Raw genomic sequence first — 18,268 nt, 5'->3', positions numbered from 1 at the left:
GTACACGATCGAGTGGCGCACGGGAACGTCGTGGCCCCATGTCCGGCCTCCACTGGGTAGAAGAGTGCCGTGTCCACACTCCCGATCACGGCGAACTACCGGCGCAACGGCGACGACTGGGCGGTCACCGTGCGCGCCGCAGGCAAGGAACTCGACGCGACCGCACCGGGCTTGATCGCCGCCAGGCTCGCGGCCGACCAGTTGGTGGAGGAGATCGCGGTCGGGCGCTCCGCGCGAGCCGTCGTGCACCTGCTCGACGGCGACGCGCTCGCGTTCTCCGTGGCGTACCTGCACACGCGCGCGGGCCTCGCGCCACCACCGACGGGGTGAACCCGAAGCCGCACGGCGCGCGGTACGTGATCGAAGTCCGCATCGGGGCGCACCCGGCCTAGGATGTCCGGCCAAAGGCGACAGGAGCGCGAAATGGCCACACCGGTGTACAGCGGGGCCGCTCGGACCCCGCAACGGGGCAGACCGAGAGACGCCAGCCGGGACGACGCGTTGCGCCAGGCGGCGCTGGAGGTGATGGCCGAAGTCGGGTACCGCGCGCTGACGATGGACGCCGTCGCGGCGCGCGCCCGTGCGGGCAAGGCGACGATCTACCGGCGGTGGGAGTCCAAGCTCGACCTGGTGATCGACACCTGCACGCAGCTGGCGCAGCAGAACCTGGCCGAGCCGGACACCGGTTCGCTCGCGGGCGACCTGCGCGACTTCCTCTCCGCGTTCGCCGCGTTCCTGTCCGGCCCGATCGGCAAGGCCGCGCAGGCGCTGGTCGGCGAGCTGCCGCACGAGCCGGAACTCGCCGCCGCGTTCCGCGGCACGTTCCTGACCGCGCAGCGCGACGTGCTGCGCCACATCCTCGACCGCGCCGAGGAGCGCGGCGAACTGCGCCCGGACGCGCCGCGCGGCATGGCGGTCGAGATCGCGGGCGCGGCCCTGATCTACCGGCTGATGCTCACCGGTGACCCGCTCGACCTGACGTTCGTCGACCGCGTGGTGGAACAGGTGCTGATGCCCCTCGTCGCCAAGGGGCAGTAGGCCACTCTCAGCGGAACAGCTTGCGCAGCAAGGCGAACCCGACGAGCACGGCGACCGCGATCAGCGAGTACCGGATCTTGGGTTCGTCGAGCTTCGCGCGCACGCTCTCCTTGCCGGACTCGACGAAGCGCTGGGGGTTAGCCCTGTTCCCCAGCTCGTCGAGGGTCACGGCCAGCGCGTTGCGAGCCTGCTCGATCTCGCGCTGGATGGTGTCGGGATCGCGGGCCACATCTCCTCCTAGCTGCTGCTCCTTGGTCACAACCGTAGTTGAGGCGAGGGAACCGCGTTGACCTGACCGGCCGACGAGTGCTTTCATAACGGCGTTTCCATTCAAGTGGAGGAGCGTCATGGCGGCCATCCGGTTGTCCCCCGCGTCCCGTCGGCTCGCGGGCGTGCTGTTGCTGAGCGTCGTCGGCGTCGAGTTCGGCGGTCGGTTCCTGACCACCGTGGCGCAGGGCGAGGTGGAGCTGACCGAGTTCCAGCAGTCGTTCTTCCGAGCCGGTCACGCGCACGCCGGCGTGCTGCTGATCCTCGGGCTGGTGTGCCTGCTCTACGCCGACGCGGCGGACGTGCGCGGGCCGTGGGGCTGGGTGACGCGGCTCGGCGTGCCGGTCGCGGCGATCCTCATGCCCGCGGGGTTCTTCTTCTCCGCCATGGGTGACGGCGTGACGCGGGCGAACGGCCTGATCGTGCTGCTGTACCTGGGCGGGCTCAGCCTGGCGGCGGGCGTGGTGTCCCTCGGGATCGGGCTGCTCAAGCCTGCCGATAAGCTTGCGCCGACGGGCTCGTAGCCCAATTGGCAGAGGCACACGGTTTAGGTCCGTGCCAGTGAGAGTTCGAGTCTCTCCGAGCCCACGTCACCGGCGGCCCCCGGCGTTCACCGTCGGGGGTTGCGCGGTGTAGCGCAGGACTTCCAGCATCGACTGCGGGTCCACCGAGGCCGGGTCCGGCTCCTCGCAGGCGGCCAGCTCCGCGCGGATCGCGGCGACGTCCAGGCCCGTGCCGATGAGCACGAGCTCCGTGCGCCGCAGCCCCGGCCACGCCGACCGTTCGAACCGCAGGAACGCGCCGACGGTGTGCAGGCCGAACCGCTGCCGGTGGCCGGGCACGTCGAACCGCACGAAGCCCTTGATCCGGTACAGGCCCTTGGGCCGTGCGTCGAGGAAAGCCATGAAGCGCAACGGGTTCATCGCGCCGCCGGTGAACTCCACGCTGTCGTAGCGCACGTGGTCGTGCTCTTCGTCCAGCAGGTCCTCGAAGGACAGTTGGCCGGACCGCTCGCGCGGGCGCGGGTCGAACAGCAGGGCCGGGTCCACGCGGCCGAACGACGACCGCACCACGGGCACGCCCGGCTTGAGCCGCTCGATCTCGGCCGCGAGCGCGTCCGGGTCCGTGACGCGGTCGACCTTGTTCAGCACCACGAGGTCGGCCACGCGCAGGTGCCTTGGCCAGGTCGTCGGGGAACTCGGCGGCGTCGACCAGCAGCACCAGGCCGCCGTAGGTCAGGCGGGGGTTCTCGGTGGCGAGCACCATCCGCGCCATGGCCTGCGGTTCGGCCAAGCCGCTCGCCTCGATCACGATGACGTCGACCAGCGAGTCCAGCTTGGCCAGCATCGCGTCGAGCTCGCTCACGTCGACCGCGCAGCACAGGCACCCGTTGCTCAGCGAGACGGTGGAGTCGACCTGCCCGGCCACGCTCATCGCGTCGATGCCGATCGCGCCGAAGTCGTTGACCACGACCCCGATCCGCGTGCCGCGGCTGCCGTTGAGCAGGTGGTTGAGCAACGTCGTCTTGCCGGCCCCGAGGAACCCCGCGACCACGACCACCGGGATCCGCTTCACGCCTGCCGATCCTACGTCCCCCGCGAGAGTCCTACGTTCGCACCTCGAGAGTCCAACGTTCGCGACCCCCGAGTTCAACGCTCACGGAGGGGCGGCGGGGGTTCTGAACGTTGAATTCGGGGGTCCTGAACGTAGGACACACGCGTTCTGGACGTAGGACACACGCGGCGTGGAGGTAGGACTCACGGGGTGGTCAGGGTGATGAACTGGTCCATGGCGGCGTTGACGGCGGGCAGGTCGTTGGTGGCGATCAGGTCCAGCAGGAGGCCGCGGGCGACGGCCAGGCCGAGGCGGGCGCGGGCCTCGGCGACGGCCGGCGGGTGGCCGAGGGAGCGCTGGACGGCGGCGATCGGTTCCAGCCAGTCGGTGACGATGCCGTCCAGCAGCGGCGTGGTGCCGGGACGGCCCTGGGCGGCCTGGGCGTAGAGCTCGAAGAACAGGCGTTCGTGGGCGCGCAGGGACGGGTTGGTCAGCGTGCGCCAGAACGCGCGGGCGGCCTCGGCCGGGTCGTCGGTCGGCAGTGACGCCAGCACGGCCCGCTGCCTCGCCTCGACCGCGCGCACGACCTCGACCAGCAGGCCCTCCATCGAGCCGAAGTGGTAGATGAGCATCCGGTGGCTGGTGCCCACGGCCTCGGCGAGACCGCGCAGGCTCACGTCGGCCAGGCCGTGCTCGGCGAGGTGCTCGACCACGGCGGCGAGCAGGCGTTGCCGCGCACCCCCTTGTTCCGTCATGTACCAGATGGTACATGTACCGCATGGTACAGAGAGTGGACGTGCGCGTCCGCAGCGAAGCACCGCCGGAACGGGTCTACCGGCTGGCCGCCGACAGCTCGACGTGGCCCGAGTGGTCGCCCGTGCTGCGGTACGAGCGCGAACGCGCGGGTGACGCGCATGGCGTCGGCGAAGTGCGGGTATTCCACAACAAAGGCCGCAAGGAGCCGACGAGGGAGGAGGTCGTCGAACTGACGCCGAACCGGCGGGTGGGCTACGTCCTGCTCTCGGGTCTCGCCATTCGCGACTACCGGGCGTTCATCGACCTCTCGCCGGACGGCGACGGGACGGCGATCCGCTGGCACTCGTCGTTCGAGCCCAAGGCACGCGGGACGGGGTGGCTCTACCGCCGGGTGCTCCAAGCCGTGATCTCGCGGTACGCCAAGGCACTGGCCGCACGCGCCGCGGTGGAGGACTGAGGTTTTCCACACCCCGGTGTGCGGCGGACTTCATGGTGACGGCACCGGCGCGTTCGTAACTTGGGATCATGGACGTCGTCTCGTGGATCACCGACCTGATGGAAACCCTCGGCGCGCCCGGCGCCGGGATCGCGATCGCGCTGGAGAACCTGTTCCCTCCCCTGCCGAGCGAGCTGTTCCTGCCGATGGCGGGCTTCACCGCGAGCCAGGGCAAGATGAACCTGTTCGCCGCGATCCTGTGGACCACCACCGGGTCGGTCGCCGGCGCGCTGGCGCTGTACTACCTGGGCGCGGCGCTGGGCCGTGACCGGATCAGGGCCATCGCCCAGCGCATGCCGCTGGTGAACGTGTCCGACGTGGACCGCACCGAGGAGTGGTTCGCCCGCCACGGCAAGGCGACGGTGTTCTTCGGGCGCATGGTGCCGATCTTCCGCAGCCTCATCTCCATCCCCGCGGGCGTCGAGCGCATGCCGTTGCCGAGCTTCCTGCTGCTGACGGCGGCGGGCAGCCTGATCTGGAACACCGCGCTCATCCTCGCCGGGTACGTGCTCGGCGCGAACTACCACCTCGTCGACCAGTACATGGGCATCGTGTCGAAGGTCGTGCTCGGCCTGGTCGTGCTGGCCGTGGGGTGGTTCGTCGTGTCACGGCTGGCCCAGCGCCGCAAGTCCGATCAGGCCCGCAGGTAGCGCAGGATCGCCAGCACCCGCCTGCTGTAGCCGTCCACGTCGGACAGACCGAGCTTGTCGAAGATCGAGTTGATGTGCTTCTCCACCGCGCTGCGCGACACGTGCAGCCGGGACGCGATCGCGTTGTTCGTGTGCCCCTCGGCCATGTGCGCCAGCACCTGCCGCTCCCGCTCGGTCAGCACGTCCAGCGGGTGGGTGGTGCGGGCCAGCAGCCGCCGCACCACCTCCGGGTCGAACGCCACGTCGCCCGCGCCGACCCGGCGCAACGCGTCCAGGAACTCCTCCACCTGCACCACGCGGTCCTTGAGCAGGTAGCCGACGCCGTCGGCGTGCTCGGTGAGCAGGTCGACGGCGTAGCGCTGCTCGACGTACTGCGACAGCACCAGCACGCCCACGCCGGGGAACCGCCGGCGGATCTCCAACGCGGCCTTCAGTCCCTCGTCGGAGTTCGTCGGCGGCATCCGCACGTCGGTCACCACGACGTCCGGCACGTGCGCCGCCACGGCGCTGACCAGCGCTTCCGCGTCACCGACGGCGGCCAGCACCTCGTGGCCCTCCTCGACCAGCAGCCGCACCAAGCCCTCGCGCAGCAACGTCGAGTCCTCGGCCAGGATCACCCGCACGGAACCTCCGCGGTGATCACCGTGGGGCCGCCCGCCGGGCTGGTCACGCCGAACGTGCCGTCCAGCGCGAGCACCCGCCGCGACAGCCCGGCCAGCCCACCGCCCGCCGGGTCCGCTCCCCCGACGCCGTCGTCGGCGACCCGCACGCGCACCGCGCCCGCCTCCTGGGTGATGTCCACGCCGATCATGGTCGCACCCGAGTGCTTGGCCGCGTTCGTCACCGCCTCGCACACCACGAAGTACACGGCCGTCTCCACCTGCGGCGCGGCGGTCAGGGGCGCGCACCGGATCCGCACCGGGATCGCCGACCGGTCCGCGACCGCCTCCAACGCCTCGACCAGGCCCAACGAGTCCAGCGCCGCCGGGTAGACCCGCCACGCCACCTCGCGCAGGTCCTCCAGCACGTGCCGGGACTCCTCGTGCGCCTGGGCCAGCAGGGCGTCGGCGTGGTCGGGGTTGCGGCGGGCGCGGCCGAGCAGCATGCCCAGCGCGACCAGCCGCTGCTGCACGCCGTCGTGCAGGTCGCGTTCGATGCGCCGCCGCTCGGCGTCCACGGCGGCCACGATGCCCGCCCGGCTCGCGGCCAGCTCGTCGATGCGCAGGCGCAGCAGCTCGGCCTCGCTGGGTCCGAGCCAGCGCCGGGCCACCTTCGCCTCCAGCGCGACCACGCCGATGATGCCCTGGACCTCGATGTAGAGCAGGACCAGCCCGATCAAGCCCGTCCACAGGAAGTCGGTCCAGTTGTCGGACCGGTCCAGCCCGCTGGTGGGACCGCCCGCGACCAGCCGGTACGCCACGACCACGCCCATGGCCAGCCCGTAGAACAGCCAGGCCAGCACGAAACCGCCGAACAGGCCGACCGGCGCGCGCACGGCCAGGTAGCGCACCGCCTGCTCGCGGCTGGGCTCGGCGCTGTCGATCCCGAGGAACGCGCGCAGCCGCCGCCGTTCCCACCCGGCCGCGGCGACAGCCGCCTTCCGGGTGAACACCACCACCAAGAGATCCACCAGCGCGGATCCGAAGCCGAGCAACAGCCCGGCAACGACGCGCAACCCCCTGTGCACCTGATCGAGGCTAGTCGACCCGATCGTGCTATTGGCCATCGCACACCCGCTGCCCAGGATCGGTAGCGTGGCGACAATCGGGGTCATCGGTGCAGGTCAGGCGGGTCTGGTGTTGTCGGCGGCGCTCTTGCGGGCCGGATGGCAGGTCACCCTCTACTCCGACCGGACGGCGGACGAGCACCTCGACGACCGCGGCCGGCCGACCGCCTGCCTGTTCGGCGACCAGGTCGAGTACGAGGCTGAGCTGGGCCTGGACTTCTGGCCCGAGGCGTCCCGGATGGGGCGCATCCACCTCGACCTGTTCACGGACGGCCGCGCGCTCGCGTTCTCCGTCGACGCGCCGCTGCGCAAGCCCGCGCTGGCCGTGGACCAGCGGCTGAAGTTCTCCGCCGGGATGCGCGAGGTGGAGAAGCGGGGCGCGGAGCTGGTGATCGGCGAGGTCGACGTGGACGACCTGGACGAGCTGGCCGCCGCGCACGACCTGGTGGTCGTCACGGCCGGGCACAAGTCGCTGACCGGCCTGTTCGAGCGCGACCCGGCGCGGTCGGTGCACTCCGAGCCGCAGCGCAGCCTGTTCATGGTCAACATCCACGGCTACGACCTGGCCGCTCGGCCCGAGCACCGGGAGGGCGTGTTCTCGTACCTGCCGGGCACGCTGGAGGTGTTCTGGGTGCCGTTCTTCGACAAGGACGTGGGCGAGTCGCGCAGCATCGTGGTGGAGGCCGCGCCGGGTGGCCGCGCCGACCGGTTCCGGGGCGTGACCTCGGCCGACGAGGGCCTCGACGTGCTCAAGGAGGTCGTGGACGAGCTGTTCCCGCACGAGTCGGCGTTCCTGCGGCCCGCGCGCCCGACCAGCCCGGTGACCTGGATCAAGGGCCAGGTCGTGCCGGTGGTGCGCAAGCCGGTGGCCGTGCTGCCGTCCGGGCGGCACGTGCTCGGCCTCGGCGACGCCGTCGTGCTCAACGACCCGCTGGCGGGCCAGGGCGCGAACAACGCCACCCGGATGGCCCGGTTCTTCGCCGAGGAACTCGCCGCGCACGACGGCCCGTTCACCGCGTCGTGGCTGACCGGGCGGTTCGACGAGTGGTGGGAGCACGGCCGCTACACCAGCGACTTCTCCAACGGGCTGCTCGCGCCGCTGTCGAACGAGCAGAAGACCGTGATGCTGGCCGCGTCACGCCGGGAGGACATCGGCGAGCAGCTGTGGGAGGGCTTCAACGACCCGTCGTCGCTGTTCCCGTGGTTCTTCGACGCGGCGGCCACCCGCGAGTTCCTGGCCCGGCGCGACGTGGGCAGGTTGGACGTGCTGCGGTACAAGCTGGGCGTCGGCGCGAACCTGCTCGGGCAGAAGGCGTCGCGGCTGTTCAGGCGGCCGGTCGGAGGGTCAGCGACGCCTTGATCTCCTTCGCCGCGGCACGGCCCGCCCGGGTGGCGCCGACGGTGCTGGCCGACGGCCCGTAGCCGACGAGGTGCACGCGCGGGTCGGCGACGACCCTCGTGCCGTCGAGCCGGATGCCGCCGCCGGGGCCGCGCAGGCGCAGCGGGGCGAGGTGGTCCAGGGCGGCGCGGAACCCGGTCGCCCACAGGATCACGTCGACCCGCTCGTGCGTGCCGTCGGGCCAGGCCACGCCGTCCGGCGTGATGCGGTCGAACATCGGCCGACGGGCCAGCACACCGGTCGCCAGGCCCGCGCGGACGGCCGGGGTGAGGTTCAGGCCGGTGACGCTGACCACGCTGCGCGGCGGCAGGCCCCGGCGGACCCGGTCCTCCACCTTCGCCACCACGGCCCGGCCCAGTTCCGGCGTGAACGGCTCGTCGAAGAACTCCGGCTCACGGCGCGTCACCCAGGTCGTGCGCGCGGCGTGCCGGTCGACCTCCAGCAACTGCTGCACGGCCGACGTGCCGCCGCCGACCACGACCACGCGCTGCCCGGCGAACTCCTCGGGCCCCCGGTACTGCGAGGAGTGCAGCTGACGGCCCTCGAACAGCTCCTGGCCGGGGTAGCGGGGCCAGAACGGGCGGGTCCACGTGCCGGTGGCGTTGACCAGGGCGCGGGCCTCCCAGACGCCCTGGTCGGTCTCCACGCGCAGCAGGCCGTCGTGGTCGCGCACGGCGTGCACGCGCACCGGCCGCCGCACGTCGATGCCGTTGCGGCGCTCGAAGTCGGCGAAGTAGGCGGGCAGCACCTCGTTGGCGGGCGCGGTCGGGTCCGGTTCGGTGAACGGCATGCCGGGCAAATCGTGGATGCCGTGCACGGTCGCCATCCGCAGCGTCGGCCAGCGGTGCCGCCACGCGCCGCCGGGCCCCTCGTCGGCGTCGAGCACGACGTGGTCGAGGTTCGCGCGCTTGAGGAAGTAGGCCGCGGACAGCCCCGCTTGACCCGCACCGACGACCACGACGTCCATGCCATGACCAACACCGGGGCCCGGTCGGGCACTTCCCGGTGTCGGGACCGTCACACCAGGAAGGCATTCGGGGTCTTCGACGTTGGTGGAAGGCATGAGCCGACTTCGCGACGTGCCGCTGTCCGCACTCGACCTCGCCACGGTCACCACGGCGAGCGACGCGCGCACGGCGTTGAGGCACACGCGCGAGCTGGCCCAGCACGTCGAACGGCTCGGCTTCACCCGGTTCTGGCTGGCCGAGCACCACAACATGCCCGGCATCGCCAGCTCCTCCCCCGCGATCCTCATCGGCCACGTCGCCGACGCCACCACCACGCTGCGCGTCGGCTCCGGCGGCGTGATGCTGCCCAACCACCCGCCGCTGGTGGTGGCCGAGCAGTTCGGCACGCTGACCGCCCTGCACCCCGGCCGCATCGACCTCGGCATCGGCCGCGCGCCCGGCACGGACCAGCGCACCGCGCAGGCGTTGCGCCGGACCACCGGCCCGCTCTCGGTGGACGACTTCCCCCAGCAGCTCAGCGAGCTGACCGGCTACTTCAACGGCACCGAGCAGCTCAACGCGATGCCCGCCGAGGGCAACAAGCCGGACGTGTTCCTGCTCGGGTCGAGCGGGTACAGCGCCCAGGTCGCGGGCCTGCTCGGGCTGCCGTTCGCGTTCGCCCACCACTTCAGCGCGGAGAACACGCTGCCCGCGCTGGCGCTGTACCGCGAGCGGTTCCGCCCCTCCGAGCGGCTGGAGAAGCCGTACGCGCTGGTCTGCGCCTCGGTGATCGTGGCGGACACCGACGAGCAGGCGCGGTGGATCGCCGGTCCGGGCGCGCTGGCGTTCGTCAAGCTGCGCAGCGGGCGGCCCGGTCCGCTGGCCACGTCCCAGGAGGCCGCCGACTACCCGTACACCGACGTCGAGCGGCTGATCTTCGAGGACCGGATCGCGTCGCAGGTCATCGGGTCGCCCAAGACCGTCGAGGCCGAGCTGGAGCGGCTGCTGGAGGACACGCGGGCCGACGAGCTGATGGTCACGACGATGGTCGCCGAGCAGTCGGACCGGCTGCGCTCTTACGAGCTGCTGGCCGAACTCGCGGGACGTTCGCCCATCCAGGGTGCGTCCGAACGGGTGAAGACCGAAGTATAGGTGTAGCGGTTCGGCCACGGGCCGCGATGATCGTAGTGGAGCGCGCACGCCCCCCGACGCGCTCCCCAACTTCCGGGCGACCCGCTCGCCCGGTGCTCGGCCGCCGCCGACCCGCGTGGGCGCCCGTCAGGTGTGGCGCCGCCCACGCGGGCAGCCGTGCGTCATCACGGCTTGGCCACAGGCAGGCACCAGGTGCGAATCAAGGCCCTGGTTCGGCCACCGGGCACCCCTCGACACCGTCATGGTGGTGGCAGTCGCAGTCAAGCCCACCGCCGGGGCGGGAAGGGGAGGTTCGTGAAGTTCGCCAGACTGGCCGCCGGCGTGTGCCTCGGCCTGGCAATGGCGGGATGTGCGGACCCCTCCGACATTTCCACGCCCCCCGGGCCGTCCGCGGTGGCCGAGCAGCGCGGCGACTCGCCGTCGTCCTCGGGCTCCACCGCCTTCGGCACGCAGCGCGTGTGGGGCAACGGCATGGCCGTCACCGTGCAGCCGCCCACGTCGCTCAAGCCGAGCGACACGTCGTTCCCGCAGTCGCCGCGCACCGCCGTGTTCACCCTGACCGTGGTCAACGGCACCAAGACCGCCTACCGGACCAGCCAACTGTCCCTGCGGGCGTTCGTCGACGGCGCGCCGGTGGCCGAGGTGCGCGACTCCGTGCAGGGGATCAACGGCGTCGGCGCGGGGGTCACCGAGGTGGCACCCGGTGCGGAGACCGTGCTGACGGTGGCGTTCGCGGTGCCCGCCGAGCCCGTGCGGCTGCGGTTGGTGGTCGAGCCGAACGGGGCCGACCAGGAGCCGAGCGCGACGTACGAGGGCGTGGCCTGACCTTGTAGCGTCTGGGGCCATGACCGAGCAGAAGCGCCTGTCCCCGGGCGACAAGGCCCCGGCGTTCACGCTGCCCGACAGCGAGGGCAAGCCCGTCTCGCTTTCCGACTACCTCGGCCGCTCCGTGGTCGTCTACTTCTACCCGGCCGCGGGCACGCCGGGCTGCACCAAGCAGGCGTGCGACTTCCGCGACAGCCTCGGCGACCTCGCGTCGTCGGGCTACGACGTGGTCGGCATCTCGCCGGACAAGCCCGAGAAGCTGGCCAAGTTCGCCGCCGCGGAGGGGCTGAACTTCCCGCTGCTGTCCGACGTCGACCGCAAGGTGCTGGCCGAGTGGGGCGCGTTCGGGGAGAAGCAGAACTACGGCAAGACCGTCATGGGCGTGATCCGCTCGACGTTCCTGGTCGACCCCGAGGGCAACGTCAAGAAGGCGATGTACAACGTCCGCGCGACCGGCCACGTGGCCAAGCTGCTGCGCGAACTGCCCGCCTGATCACCCGTACGACCGATTGCCGGGCGTCCTCCCCTGCCCGACCCTGTCGGCGGGGAGCACGGGGAGGGCACCATCGCCATTCTGGAGGCGGCGGCCGGCAAGCTCGGCGAAGCCGTGGCGCAGCACGCCGCGAAAGCCTGGCTGGCCCGGAGGCGAAAGTCGCGTGACCGCGCGGCGTCGTTGGCCTCGCTGGCCGCGGAGGAGCTGTCGTCGGTGCGCCAGCGCGCCCGACTCGATCACCTGATCGCGGGAATCGGCCACCAGGTGGGTGACCAGCTCGAGCCGTTGCTGGCCGCCAAGTTCGCGTCGCTGCCGGAGCACGAGTCGCGGGCGGCGCTGGACGCCGTGGTCGACGCGCTGGGTGAGCTGGACCTGTCCGACGAGGCGTTGCTGGCGGCCGACGCCGACCCCGAGCTGCTGGCCCGCCGGGTGCGCGCGACGCTCGTCCGCGACGCCGGGCTGTCCGAGCAGGCGACCCGCCTCTACGAGATCGCCTTGGACCAGGCGTGCCGGTACCTCGTCCAGGTGATCCGGCACCTCCCCGAGTTCCAGCCGCGCGCGTTGGCCGAGGTGCTGGGCCGGGCCTCCCAGCAGACGGCGTTGCTGGAGGACGTGCTGGCCCGGCTGCCGCGCACCAGCCTGCACGCCCCGGCGGGCGCCGAGACCGACGAGGAGTTCCGCGACGAGTACCTGCGCTACGTCGGCAACACCCTGGACCGGCTGGAGCTGCTGGGCCTGACCATGCGGCACCGGCCGAAGCTCGCGTTGAGCGTGGCCTACCTGAGCCTGAGCGTGACCGACCAGGACCGCCGCGGCTCTCGGTTCGAGTTCGACCGCTGGTTCGGCGCGGACGTCGACCACGTGCCGGGCTCGCTGCGGGTGGAGGCGGCCATCGGCAACGCCGACCGGACGTTGGTGCGCGGTGAGGCGGGGTCGGGCAAGACGACGTTGCTGGACTGGCTGGCCGTGACGGCGGCACGAGAGGCGTTCACCGACCGGTTGGCGTCGTGGAACGGCCTGGTGCCGCTGGTCGTGCGGCTGCGCCGGTACGCGGACTCGCCCCTGCCCCGGCCCGAGCAGTTCCTGGACCACGCGGCGGGGTGGCTGGTCGGCTTGATGCCCCGCGGCTGGGTGCACCGGGTGCTGCGGGCCGGTCAGGGGTTGGTGCTGGTCGACGGGGTGGACGAGGTGCCGGCCGGGAAGCGGCGGCTGGTGCGCGACTGGCTGCGGGAGCTGGTGCCGGCGTTCCCGCGGGCCCGCGTGGTGGTGACGTCGCGGCCGGCGGCCGCCGACCAGCGGTGGCTGCACGACGAGGGCTTCGGCTCGGTGTTGTTGGAGCAGATGAGCCCGGCCGACGTACGGGTGTTCCTGCAACGCTGGCACGAGGCGGCCCGTGACGCCGAGTCGCTGCCGTGCGCGCCGGAGGACCTGCCGGTCGCGGAACGGCGGCTGCTGCGGCAGTTGGACAACCGGCCGCACCTGCGGGCGCTGGCGGCTTCGCCGTTGTTGTGCGCGATGTTGTGCGCTCTGAACCTGGGGCGGACCTCCGAGCTGCCGCAGAGCCGGATGGAGCTGTACCAGGCGGCGTTGACCATGCTGCTGGACCTGCGTGACGCGGAACGCGAGATCGCGGGCATGTTGAGCGGTACCGAGAAGACCGTGCTGCTGCGGGATCTGGCGTGGCGGCTGATCCAGGCCGGTCGGAGTGAACTGCCACTCGATCGAGCGATTTCTTTCGTGTCGCTGAAGCTGACCTCGATGCCCACCGTGGACTCTCCCGCGGAGGTGGTCCTGACCCACCTGCTGGAGCGCAGCGGGGTGCTGCGGGAGCCGGTGTCCGGGCGGGTCGACTTCGTGCACCGGACGTTCCAGGAGTACTTGGCGGCGAGTGAGGCCACCGAGCAGGAGCACATCGAGACGCTGGCCCGCAACGCGCACCTGGACACGTGGCGCGAGACCGTGGTGATGGCGTGCGGCCACGGCAAGCGCTCACAGACCCGTGACCTGCTGACCGCCATCCTGGACCGTGCCGACGCCGAGCCCCGGCACGCCCGGCGGTTGCGCCTGCTGGCCGCCGCGTGCCTCGAGACCGTCACGGATGTGGACGCCCCGGTGCACTCCCGGATCGACCACGTCATCCGCGACCACCTCGTGCCGCCGCGCAGCGTGCGGGAGACCCGTTCCCTGGCCTCCATCGGCCACCGCGTGCTGCGCTACCTGCCGGAGACGTTGGACGGGCTGTCGGAGGCCGCCGCCGCAGCGACCACCCGTGCCGTCGCGCTGACCGGTGGCGCGGACGCCATCCCCCGCCTCGCGCACTACGCGCGGGACGCCCGGAAGGACGTGCAGAACGAGATCATCAACGCTTGGGAGTACTTCGACCCCGAACGCTACGCGCGCGAGGTGCTCGCCGACGCCCCGCTTGACGATGGCCGCATCAGCGTGCGGTCGCTCCGGTTGTTACCGCTCCTTGGCTCGCTGCGGAACCTGACCGAGACCGAGCTCTGGCTGCTGGACCGACCGTGCGCCGATCTCGACCACCTCAGAGGGATCCCGCACCTCTCGTTCTTGTACCAGGTGTGCATCGGTGAGATCGACTTGGCTCCGCTCTCGGAGCACCCCGCTCTCCGGCACCTCTACCTCCGCGGGGCTTCCGGCTACCGGGACCTGGCTCTGCTCGAACGCCTACCGGACCTGGTCGCGCTCTCGTTGGACGGTTCGATCGACCTGGACGCCCTACCGGCGATGCGCAAGGTGGAATACCTGGACATCAGCGTCCCCCATGGCGGAGCAGACCTGGCACTTCTGCGTCGGCTACCCGCCCTGCACGCCCTCTGCGTGCAATCGGACACCCCCGAGGTCGTCGACGACATCGACGTCCACCTGCCCGACTTGGTGCACCTGGAGCTGGAGGGAGCGGCGGCGCGGAACCTGCGCGCCGCCTCGCGGCTCGAGCACTTGCAGGTCCTGACCCTGTACACCGAAGGTTCCGAACTGCTCGACCTGCGTCCCCTCCGGGGGATGGACCTCCGCCTCCGCCTCCTGCGGGGAGACGAGTACATCGGCTTGGACGTGCTCGGGCCCGGCGTGAGGATCGAGTACTACTGAGCCAGTTGCCGCAGGTGCGGGAGGAGCAGTCGCAGGGCGCGGCCGCGGTGGGAGAGGGCGTCCTTCTCGGCCGGGGTCAGTTCGGCGGAGGTGACGTCGTGGCCTTCCGGGCGGAAGATCGGGTCGTAGCCGAAGCCGTTCTCGCCGGCGGGCTCGCGGGTGATCGTGCCGCGCCACTCGCCGCGCACGACGGTTTCCGCGTCCGGGCCCGCCACGAACGCGGCCGTGCACACGAACGCCGCACCACGGCGCTCGTCCGGGACGTCGCGCAACTGGCCGAGCACCAGGTCCAGGTTGGCCTGGTCGTCACCGTGGCGGCCGGACCAGCGGGCCGACAGCACGCCCGGCATCCCGTTCAGGGCGTCGATGGCGATGCCGGAGTCGTCCGCGACCGACGGCAGGCCGGTGGCGTTGAACGCGTCACGGGCCTTCGCCAGGGCGTTGCCCTCGAACGTCGGGTCGGTCTCCGGGGCCTCCGGGAACTCCGGCACGTCGTCCAGCCCGACGACCTCGATCCCCTCCAGCCCCTCGGCCAGCAGGATCCGGCGCAGTTCGCCGAGCTTCTTCTTGTTCCGCGACGCGAGCAGCAGCTTCACAGCAAGACCTTCACTTCTTCTTCGCCTTCGGCTCGGGCAGGACGCCGGGGTACGGCAGGGCGAGCGCCTCGGCCTGGATGCGGTTGAGCTCGGCGCAGCCGGCCAGGGCCAGGTCGAGCATCTTGTCCAACGTCGACCGGGCGAACGTCGCGCCCTCGCCGGTGCCCTGCACCTCGATCAACGTGCCGGCGTCCGTGGCGACGACGTTCATGTCGACCTCGGCCCGCGAGTCCTCTTCGTACGGCAGGTCGAGGCGCACGCGCCCGTCCACCACGCCGACCGACACCGCCGACACCGCGCACGACAGCGGCTGGGGGTCGGCCAGGCGGCCGGCAGCACCCAACCAGGTGACGGCGTCGGCCAGGGCGACGTACGCGCCGGTGATGGCGGCGGTGCGGGTGCCGCCGTCGGCCTGGATCACGTCGCAGTCGATCACGATCGTGTTCTCGCCCAGCGCGGCCAGGTCGATGCACGCGCGCAGTGAGCGCCCGATCAGGCGGCTGATCTCGTGCGTGCGTCCCCCGATCCGGCCCTTCACCGACTCACGGTCGCTGCGCGTGTGCGTCGCGGACGGCAGCATCGCGTATTCGGCGGTCACCCAGCCGAGGCCCGAGCCGGACCGCCACCGGGGCACGCCCTCGGTCACGCTGGCCGCGCACAACACCCGCGTGTTGCCGAACTCGATCAGCACCGACCCGGCGGGCCACTGCTGGAAGCCGCGGGTGATCCGGATGTCGCGCAGTACGTCGTCGTTCCTGCCATCGGTCCTCAGCACGGCACTACCCTATGTCGCTGAACCCGGGGGCGACCCACCGGCGTAGGGAGAGGCATGGCACTCGCGAACGACCTGGTGACGATCTTCGGTCTCCCCGCGCACCCGCTGCTGGTCCACGCGGTGGTGGTGCTGCTCCCGTTGGCCGCGGCGGGTGCGGCGGCGATGGCCGTGGTGCCGCGGTGGCGGCAGCGGTACGCGTGGCCCCTGCTGGGCGTGACGCTGCTGGGGGTGGGCTCGGTGCCGTTGGCGCAGGCGGCTGGCGACCAGCTGTACCTGCACTTCGAGCAGCTCGGCAACCCGTTGATCAAGCGTCACGCCGACCTGGGCAACGACCTGCTGCCGTTCGCGCTGGGGTTCGGGGTGGTGGTCGTGGCGCTGCTGGTCGCGGGCCGACTGGCGGACCGCGAACGTGCCGCGGCCGCCGAGGACCCGGCCGTGCCGAAGACGTGGCGTCGGATCGCCGCGGTCGTCGCCGTCCTGGTGATCGCCGCAGGTGCCGCCGCCACCGTGCAGACCGTCCGCATCGGCCACAGCGGCTCCACCGCCGTCTGGAACGGCGTGGGCACCTCCTAACCCCCGCGTGTCCTACCTCCAGAACGCGAGTGTCCTACGTCCAGAACGCGAGAGTCCTACGTTCAGAACCCCCGAATTCAACGCTCACGACAGCCGGGGGCGTTCTGAGTGTTCAACTCGGGGGTCCTGAACGTAGGACACGCGCGTTCTGAACGTAGGACACGCGCGTTCTGAACGTAGGACTCACGGGTTAGGGAGGATTAGGGGGGTGGGAGGGGTGGCTTTCAGGGTGCGGGTGACGGTGCACAGTTGGTCGATCGCGCGGCGGACGGCGGTTTCCAGGGCGGCGCGTTCGGCGTCGTCCAAGGCGGAGATGTCGTAGTCCAGGGTCACGGGGACGCTGGACAGCGAGTGGCCGTCCGGCGCGCGCACGTCGTCCGCACGGGCCACCAGGTCGCCGTCCACGCGGCGGGTGATCAGGGTTTCCGCCGTCACGGCCGCGCAGCCCGCCGCCGCCGCGAGCAGCAGTTCGACGGGCGTGAACGCGCCCTCGGCCCCCTTGCGACCGACGCGCACGGACGCGCCCCGGTCGTTCGTGGCCACGAAGTCGTGCTGACCGACCCGACGCACCTCGACGTTCGACACGTGATCGACGTTAGTCGATCCGGTCCGCCGTGGCTGCCGCGATCTTGCGGACGTAGCCGATGTCACCGCAGTCGTCGTCCAACCGGCTCTGCCGGATCTCGACGAACAACCGGCCCAGCTCCTCGCGCCGCTCGTCGGACACCTCCTGCCGCGCGTCGTTGAGGATCGTGCGCTCCTCCTCGTCCACGTGGTGGTTGAGCGCCTCGACCAGCTCCTCCAGCTTGCTCTCCCACTCCTCGGAGCTGGTGTCCTGGACCTCCATGAGGGCCAGCAACGCCTGGTGCCCCTCGGCGTGCTCCTCCGCGCCGTGGTCGACCTCGTCGTTGTCGACCTCCTTGTACCGCTTGAGGGCCGGGTACACCTCGGACTCCTCGGCCTCGGCGTGCGCGACGAGCAGCGCCGCCAGTTCGCTCAACGCCATCGCGCGGTCGGACTCGCGGTCGCGCAACGTGCGGAACAGCTCCTCGAACCTGCGGTGGTCGGCCAGGATCAGCTCGACGACATCAGTTGCCATGGCCGCCGATTACCCGGACCTTCGACCCGTCAACCGCGTACGTGTCGCCCTGGCTGACCACCTCCACGGGTCCGGTGAACTGGCTGCGCGCCTCCGCCAGCACGGCGTCGCGGTCGGTCCACGGCGCGACGTGCGTGAGCAGCAGCCGGCCGACGCCCGCCTCCGCCGCCACCCGCCCCGCCTGCACGCCCGACAGGTGCGTGCCGGGCGGCCGGTCGTCGGAGTGCGTCCACGTCGCCTCGGACAGCAGCACGTCCACGTCACGCGCCAGGTCGCGCAACGCCTCGCACGGCCCGGTGTCACCGGTGTAGGCCAACGTCGCGGTCTTGGTGGCGATGCGGAACCCGTACGCCTCGGTCGGGTGGTCGACCCGGACCGCGGTGATCTCGAACGGCCCGATGCGCGTCACCTCGCCGTCGGTGAGGGTGTGGAACTCGAACACGTCGCTCAGGTCGGTGGTGAGCAGTTCGTCGGCGGTCTCGGCGTACGCGCGGGCGAACCGGTCGGCGGTCTCGGTCGGCCCGTGCACGGGCAGCCGGTGCTCGCGGGTGTCGTGCGGCGGGTGCGTGTGGTAGCGGCGGATGACGGCGAGGGTGGTGAAGTCGGCGCAGTGGTCCGGGTGCAGGTGGGAGAACAGCAGGGCGTCCAACGAGAACGCGTTGTGACGCGCCTGCAACGCCGCCAGCACGCCGCTGCCCAGTTCGATCGCGAGTCGGCAGCCCTCCGCCTCGACGAGGTAGCCGGAGGCGGGTCCGTGCGGTCCCGGCAGGCTGCCCGAGCAGCCGAGGATGGTCAACAGCACCCGTGGAGCGTG

The 18,268-nt window shown here is 71.6% G+C and carries 21 protein-coding genes, 1 tRNA gene and 1 pseudogene; 12 read left to right on the top strand and 11 right to left on the bottom strand.

Annotated features, from left to right (window positions below):
- Nucleotides 1-69 precede the first annotated feature (69 nt).
- Both LZG04_RS01165 and LZG04_RS01160 read left to right on the top strand, forming a co-directional pair.
- The gene (locus tag LZG04_RS01165; RefSeq protein ID WP_233812365.1) at nucleotides 70-330 is read left to right on the top strand and encodes a hypothetical protein; all 261 of its coding nucleotides are present in this window, start codon (nucleotides 70-72) and stop codon (nucleotides 328-330) included.
- Between the two features lie 93 nt (nucleotides 331-423).
- Nucleotides 424-1,038, top strand: a complete 615-nt coding sequence (locus LZG04_RS01160; protein WP_233812364.1) for a TetR/AcrR family transcriptional regulator — start codon at nucleotides 424-426, stop codon at nucleotides 1,036-1,038.
- Nucleotides 1,039-1,045: 7 nt separating this feature from the next.
- Here the strand turns inward: LZG04_RS01160 and LZG04_RS01155 are convergent, their stop codons facing one another.
- Nucleotides 1,046-1,267, bottom strand: a complete 222-nt coding sequence (locus LZG04_RS01155) for a DUF3618 domain-containing protein (RefSeq protein ID WP_233812363.1) — start codon at nucleotides 1,265-1,267, stop codon at nucleotides 1,046-1,048.
- 118 nt (nucleotides 1,268-1,385) lie between these two features.
- Between LZG04_RS01155 and LZG04_RS01150 the strand changes: the two genes are divergently transcribed.
- Together LZG04_RS01150 and LZG04_RS01145 are read left to right on the top strand one after the other, a co-directional pair.
- The gene (locus LZG04_RS01150) at nucleotides 1,386-1,829 is read left to right on the top strand and encodes a hypothetical protein (RefSeq protein ID WP_233812362.1); all 444 of its coding nucleotides are present in this window, start codon (nucleotides 1,386-1,388) and stop codon (nucleotides 1,827-1,829) included.
- Nucleotides 1,820-1,893 (top strand) — tRNA-Leu (locus LZG04_RS01145). Before LZG04_RS01150 ends, LZG04_RS01145 begins: the two co-directional genes overlap by 10 nt.
- A gap of 2 nt (nucleotides 1,894-1,895) precedes the next feature.
- Here the strand turns inward: LZG04_RS01145 and LZG04_RS01140 are convergent.
- Both LZG04_RS01140 and LZG04_RS01135 read right to left on the bottom strand, forming a co-directional pair.
- Nucleotides 1,896-2,880, bottom strand: a pseudogene (locus LZG04_RS01140) (GTP-binding protein).
- A gap of 182 nt (nucleotides 2,881-3,062) precedes the next feature.
- Entirely contained in the window at nucleotides 3,063-3,614 is a 552-nt protein-coding gene (locus tag LZG04_RS01135) for a TetR/AcrR family transcriptional regulator (RefSeq protein ID WP_233812361.1), read from the bottom strand.
- Nucleotides 3,615-3,637: 23 nt separating this feature from the next.
- Here LZG04_RS01135 and LZG04_RS01130 point away from each other — a divergent pair, with 23 nt between their 5' ends.
- The gene (locus tag LZG04_RS01130; RefSeq protein ID WP_233812360.1) at nucleotides 3,638-4,072 is read left to right on the top strand and encodes an SRPBCC family protein; all 435 of its coding nucleotides are present in this window, start codon (nucleotides 3,638-3,640) and stop codon (nucleotides 4,070-4,072) included.
- A gap of 68 nt (nucleotides 4,073-4,140) precedes the next feature.
- Nucleotides 4,141-4,761, top strand: coding sequence for a DedA family protein (locus LZG04_RS01125; RefSeq protein WP_233812359.1), 621 nt, complete (start codon nucleotides 4,141-4,143; stop codon nucleotides 4,759-4,761).
- On the opposite strand, the gene LZG04_RS01120 is transcribed toward LZG04_RS01125, so the two are convergent.
- Together LZG04_RS01120 and LZG04_RS01115 are read right to left on the bottom strand one after the other, a co-directional pair.
- On the bottom strand, nucleotides 4,746-5,384 hold the full coding sequence (locus LZG04_RS01120; RefSeq protein ID WP_233812358.1) for a response regulator transcription factor: 639 nt from the start codon (nucleotides 5,382-5,384) through the stop codon (nucleotides 4,746-4,748). The genes LZG04_RS01125 and LZG04_RS01120 overlap by 16 nt on opposite strands.
- The gene (locus tag LZG04_RS01115) at nucleotides 5,375-6,448 is read right to left on the bottom strand and encodes a histidine kinase (RefSeq protein WP_233812357.1); all 1,074 of its coding nucleotides are present in this window, start codon (nucleotides 6,446-6,448) and stop codon (nucleotides 5,375-5,377) included. The genes LZG04_RS01120 and LZG04_RS01115 overlap by 10 nt, the downstream gene beginning before the upstream one ends.
- Nucleotides 6,449-6,515: 67 nt before the next feature.
- On the opposite strand from LZG04_RS01115, the gene LZG04_RS01110 reads away from it, so the two are divergent.
- Nucleotides 6,516-7,847 carry a styrene monooxygenase/indole monooxygenase family protein gene (locus LZG04_RS01110; protein ID WP_233812356.1) on the top strand — a complete coding sequence of 444 codons (1,332 nt, stop codon included), beginning with the start codon at nucleotides 6,516-6,518 and terminating at the stop codon, nucleotides 7,845-7,847.
- Here the strand turns inward: LZG04_RS01110 and LZG04_RS01105 are convergent.
- Nucleotides 7,813-8,853, bottom strand: a complete 1,041-nt coding sequence (locus tag LZG04_RS01105) for an FAD-dependent oxidoreductase (RefSeq protein WP_233812355.1) — start codon at nucleotides 8,851-8,853, stop codon at nucleotides 7,813-7,815. The two genes, LZG04_RS01110 and LZG04_RS01105, sit on opposite strands and share 35 nt — an antisense overlap.
- 94 nt (nucleotides 8,854-8,947) lie before the next feature.
- Between LZG04_RS01105 and LZG04_RS01100 the strand changes: the two genes are divergently transcribed.
- The 4 genes from LZG04_RS01100 (at nucleotide 8,948) to LZG04_RS01085 (ending at nucleotide 14,411) form a co-directional block, all read left to right on the top strand.
- On the top strand, nucleotides 8,948-9,985 hold the full coding sequence (locus LZG04_RS01100) for an LLM class flavin-dependent oxidoreductase (protein ID WP_233812354.1): 1,038 nt from the start codon (nucleotides 8,948-8,950) through the stop codon (nucleotides 9,983-9,985).
- 294 nt (nucleotides 9,986-10,279) lie between these two features.
- On the top strand, nucleotides 10,280-10,810 hold the full coding sequence (locus LZG04_RS01095; protein ID WP_233812353.1) for a hypothetical protein: 531 nt from the start codon (nucleotides 10,280-10,282) through the stop codon (nucleotides 10,808-10,810).
- Between the two features lie 19 nt (nucleotides 10,811-10,829).
- Nucleotides 10,830-11,303, top strand: a complete 474-nt coding sequence (gene bcp / locus LZG04_RS01090; protein WP_233812352.1) for a thioredoxin-dependent thiol peroxidase — start codon at nucleotides 10,830-10,832, stop codon at nucleotides 11,301-11,303.
- Nucleotides 11,304-11,318: 15 nt separating this feature from the next.
- Entirely contained in the window at nucleotides 11,319-14,411 is a 3,093-nt protein-coding gene (locus LZG04_RS01085; RefSeq protein WP_374202780.1) for an NACHT domain-containing NTPase, read from the top strand.
- On the opposite strand, the gene rdgB is transcribed toward LZG04_RS01085, so the two are convergent.
- Nucleotides 14,405-15,007, bottom strand: a complete 603-nt coding sequence (rdgB, locus tag LZG04_RS01080) for an RdgB/HAM1 family non-canonical purine NTP pyrophosphatase (RefSeq protein WP_233812350.1) — start codon at nucleotides 15,005-15,007, stop codon at nucleotides 14,405-14,407. The genes LZG04_RS01085 and rdgB overlap by 7 nt on opposite strands.
- A gap of 10 nt (nucleotides 15,008-15,017) precedes the next feature.
- On the bottom strand, nucleotides 15,018-15,782 hold the full coding sequence (rph, locus tag LZG04_RS01075; protein WP_233812349.1) for a ribonuclease PH: 765 nt from the start codon (nucleotides 15,780-15,782) through the stop codon (nucleotides 15,018-15,020).
- A 54-nt stretch (nucleotides 15,783-15,836) separates the two neighbouring features.
- On the opposite strand from rph, the gene LZG04_RS01070 reads away from it, so the two are divergent.
- Nucleotides 15,837-16,355, top strand: coding sequence for a DUF2231 domain-containing protein (locus LZG04_RS01070; protein ID WP_233812348.1), 519 nt, complete (start codon nucleotides 15,837-15,839; stop codon nucleotides 16,353-16,355).
- A 183-nt stretch (nucleotides 16,356-16,538) separates the two neighbouring features.
- On the opposite strand, the gene LZG04_RS01065 is transcribed toward LZG04_RS01070, so the two are convergent.
- From LZG04_RS01065 to LZG04_RS01055, 3 genes are read right to left on the bottom strand one after another with little or no spacing between them, the layout of a single operon-like run.
- Nucleotides 16,539-16,940, bottom strand: coding sequence for an OsmC family protein (locus LZG04_RS01065; RefSeq protein ID WP_233812347.1), 402 nt, complete (start codon nucleotides 16,938-16,940; stop codon nucleotides 16,539-16,541).
- A 10-nt stretch (nucleotides 16,941-16,950) separates the two neighbouring features.
- A complete protein-coding gene (locus LZG04_RS01060; protein ID WP_233812346.1) occupies nucleotides 16,951-17,454 on the bottom strand; it encodes a hemerythrin domain-containing protein in 504 nt (167 codons plus the stop codon).
- The gene (locus LZG04_RS01055; RefSeq protein WP_233812345.1) at nucleotides 17,444-18,256 is read right to left on the bottom strand and encodes an MBL fold metallo-hydrolase; all 813 of its coding nucleotides are present in this window, start codon (nucleotides 18,254-18,256) and stop codon (nucleotides 17,444-17,446) included. The genes LZG04_RS01060 and LZG04_RS01055 overlap by 11 nt, the downstream gene beginning before the upstream one ends.
- Nucleotides 18,257-18,268 lie beyond the last annotated feature (12 nt).

The organism is Saccharothrix sp. S26 (genome assembly GCF_021390395.1).
Classification (GTDB): domain Bacteria; phylum Actinomycetota; class Actinomycetes; order Mycobacteriales; family Pseudonocardiaceae; genus Actinosynnema.
The sequence above is the reverse complement of the archived record's forward strand: the minus strand, read 5'-3'. Positions and strand labels throughout refer to the sequence as shown.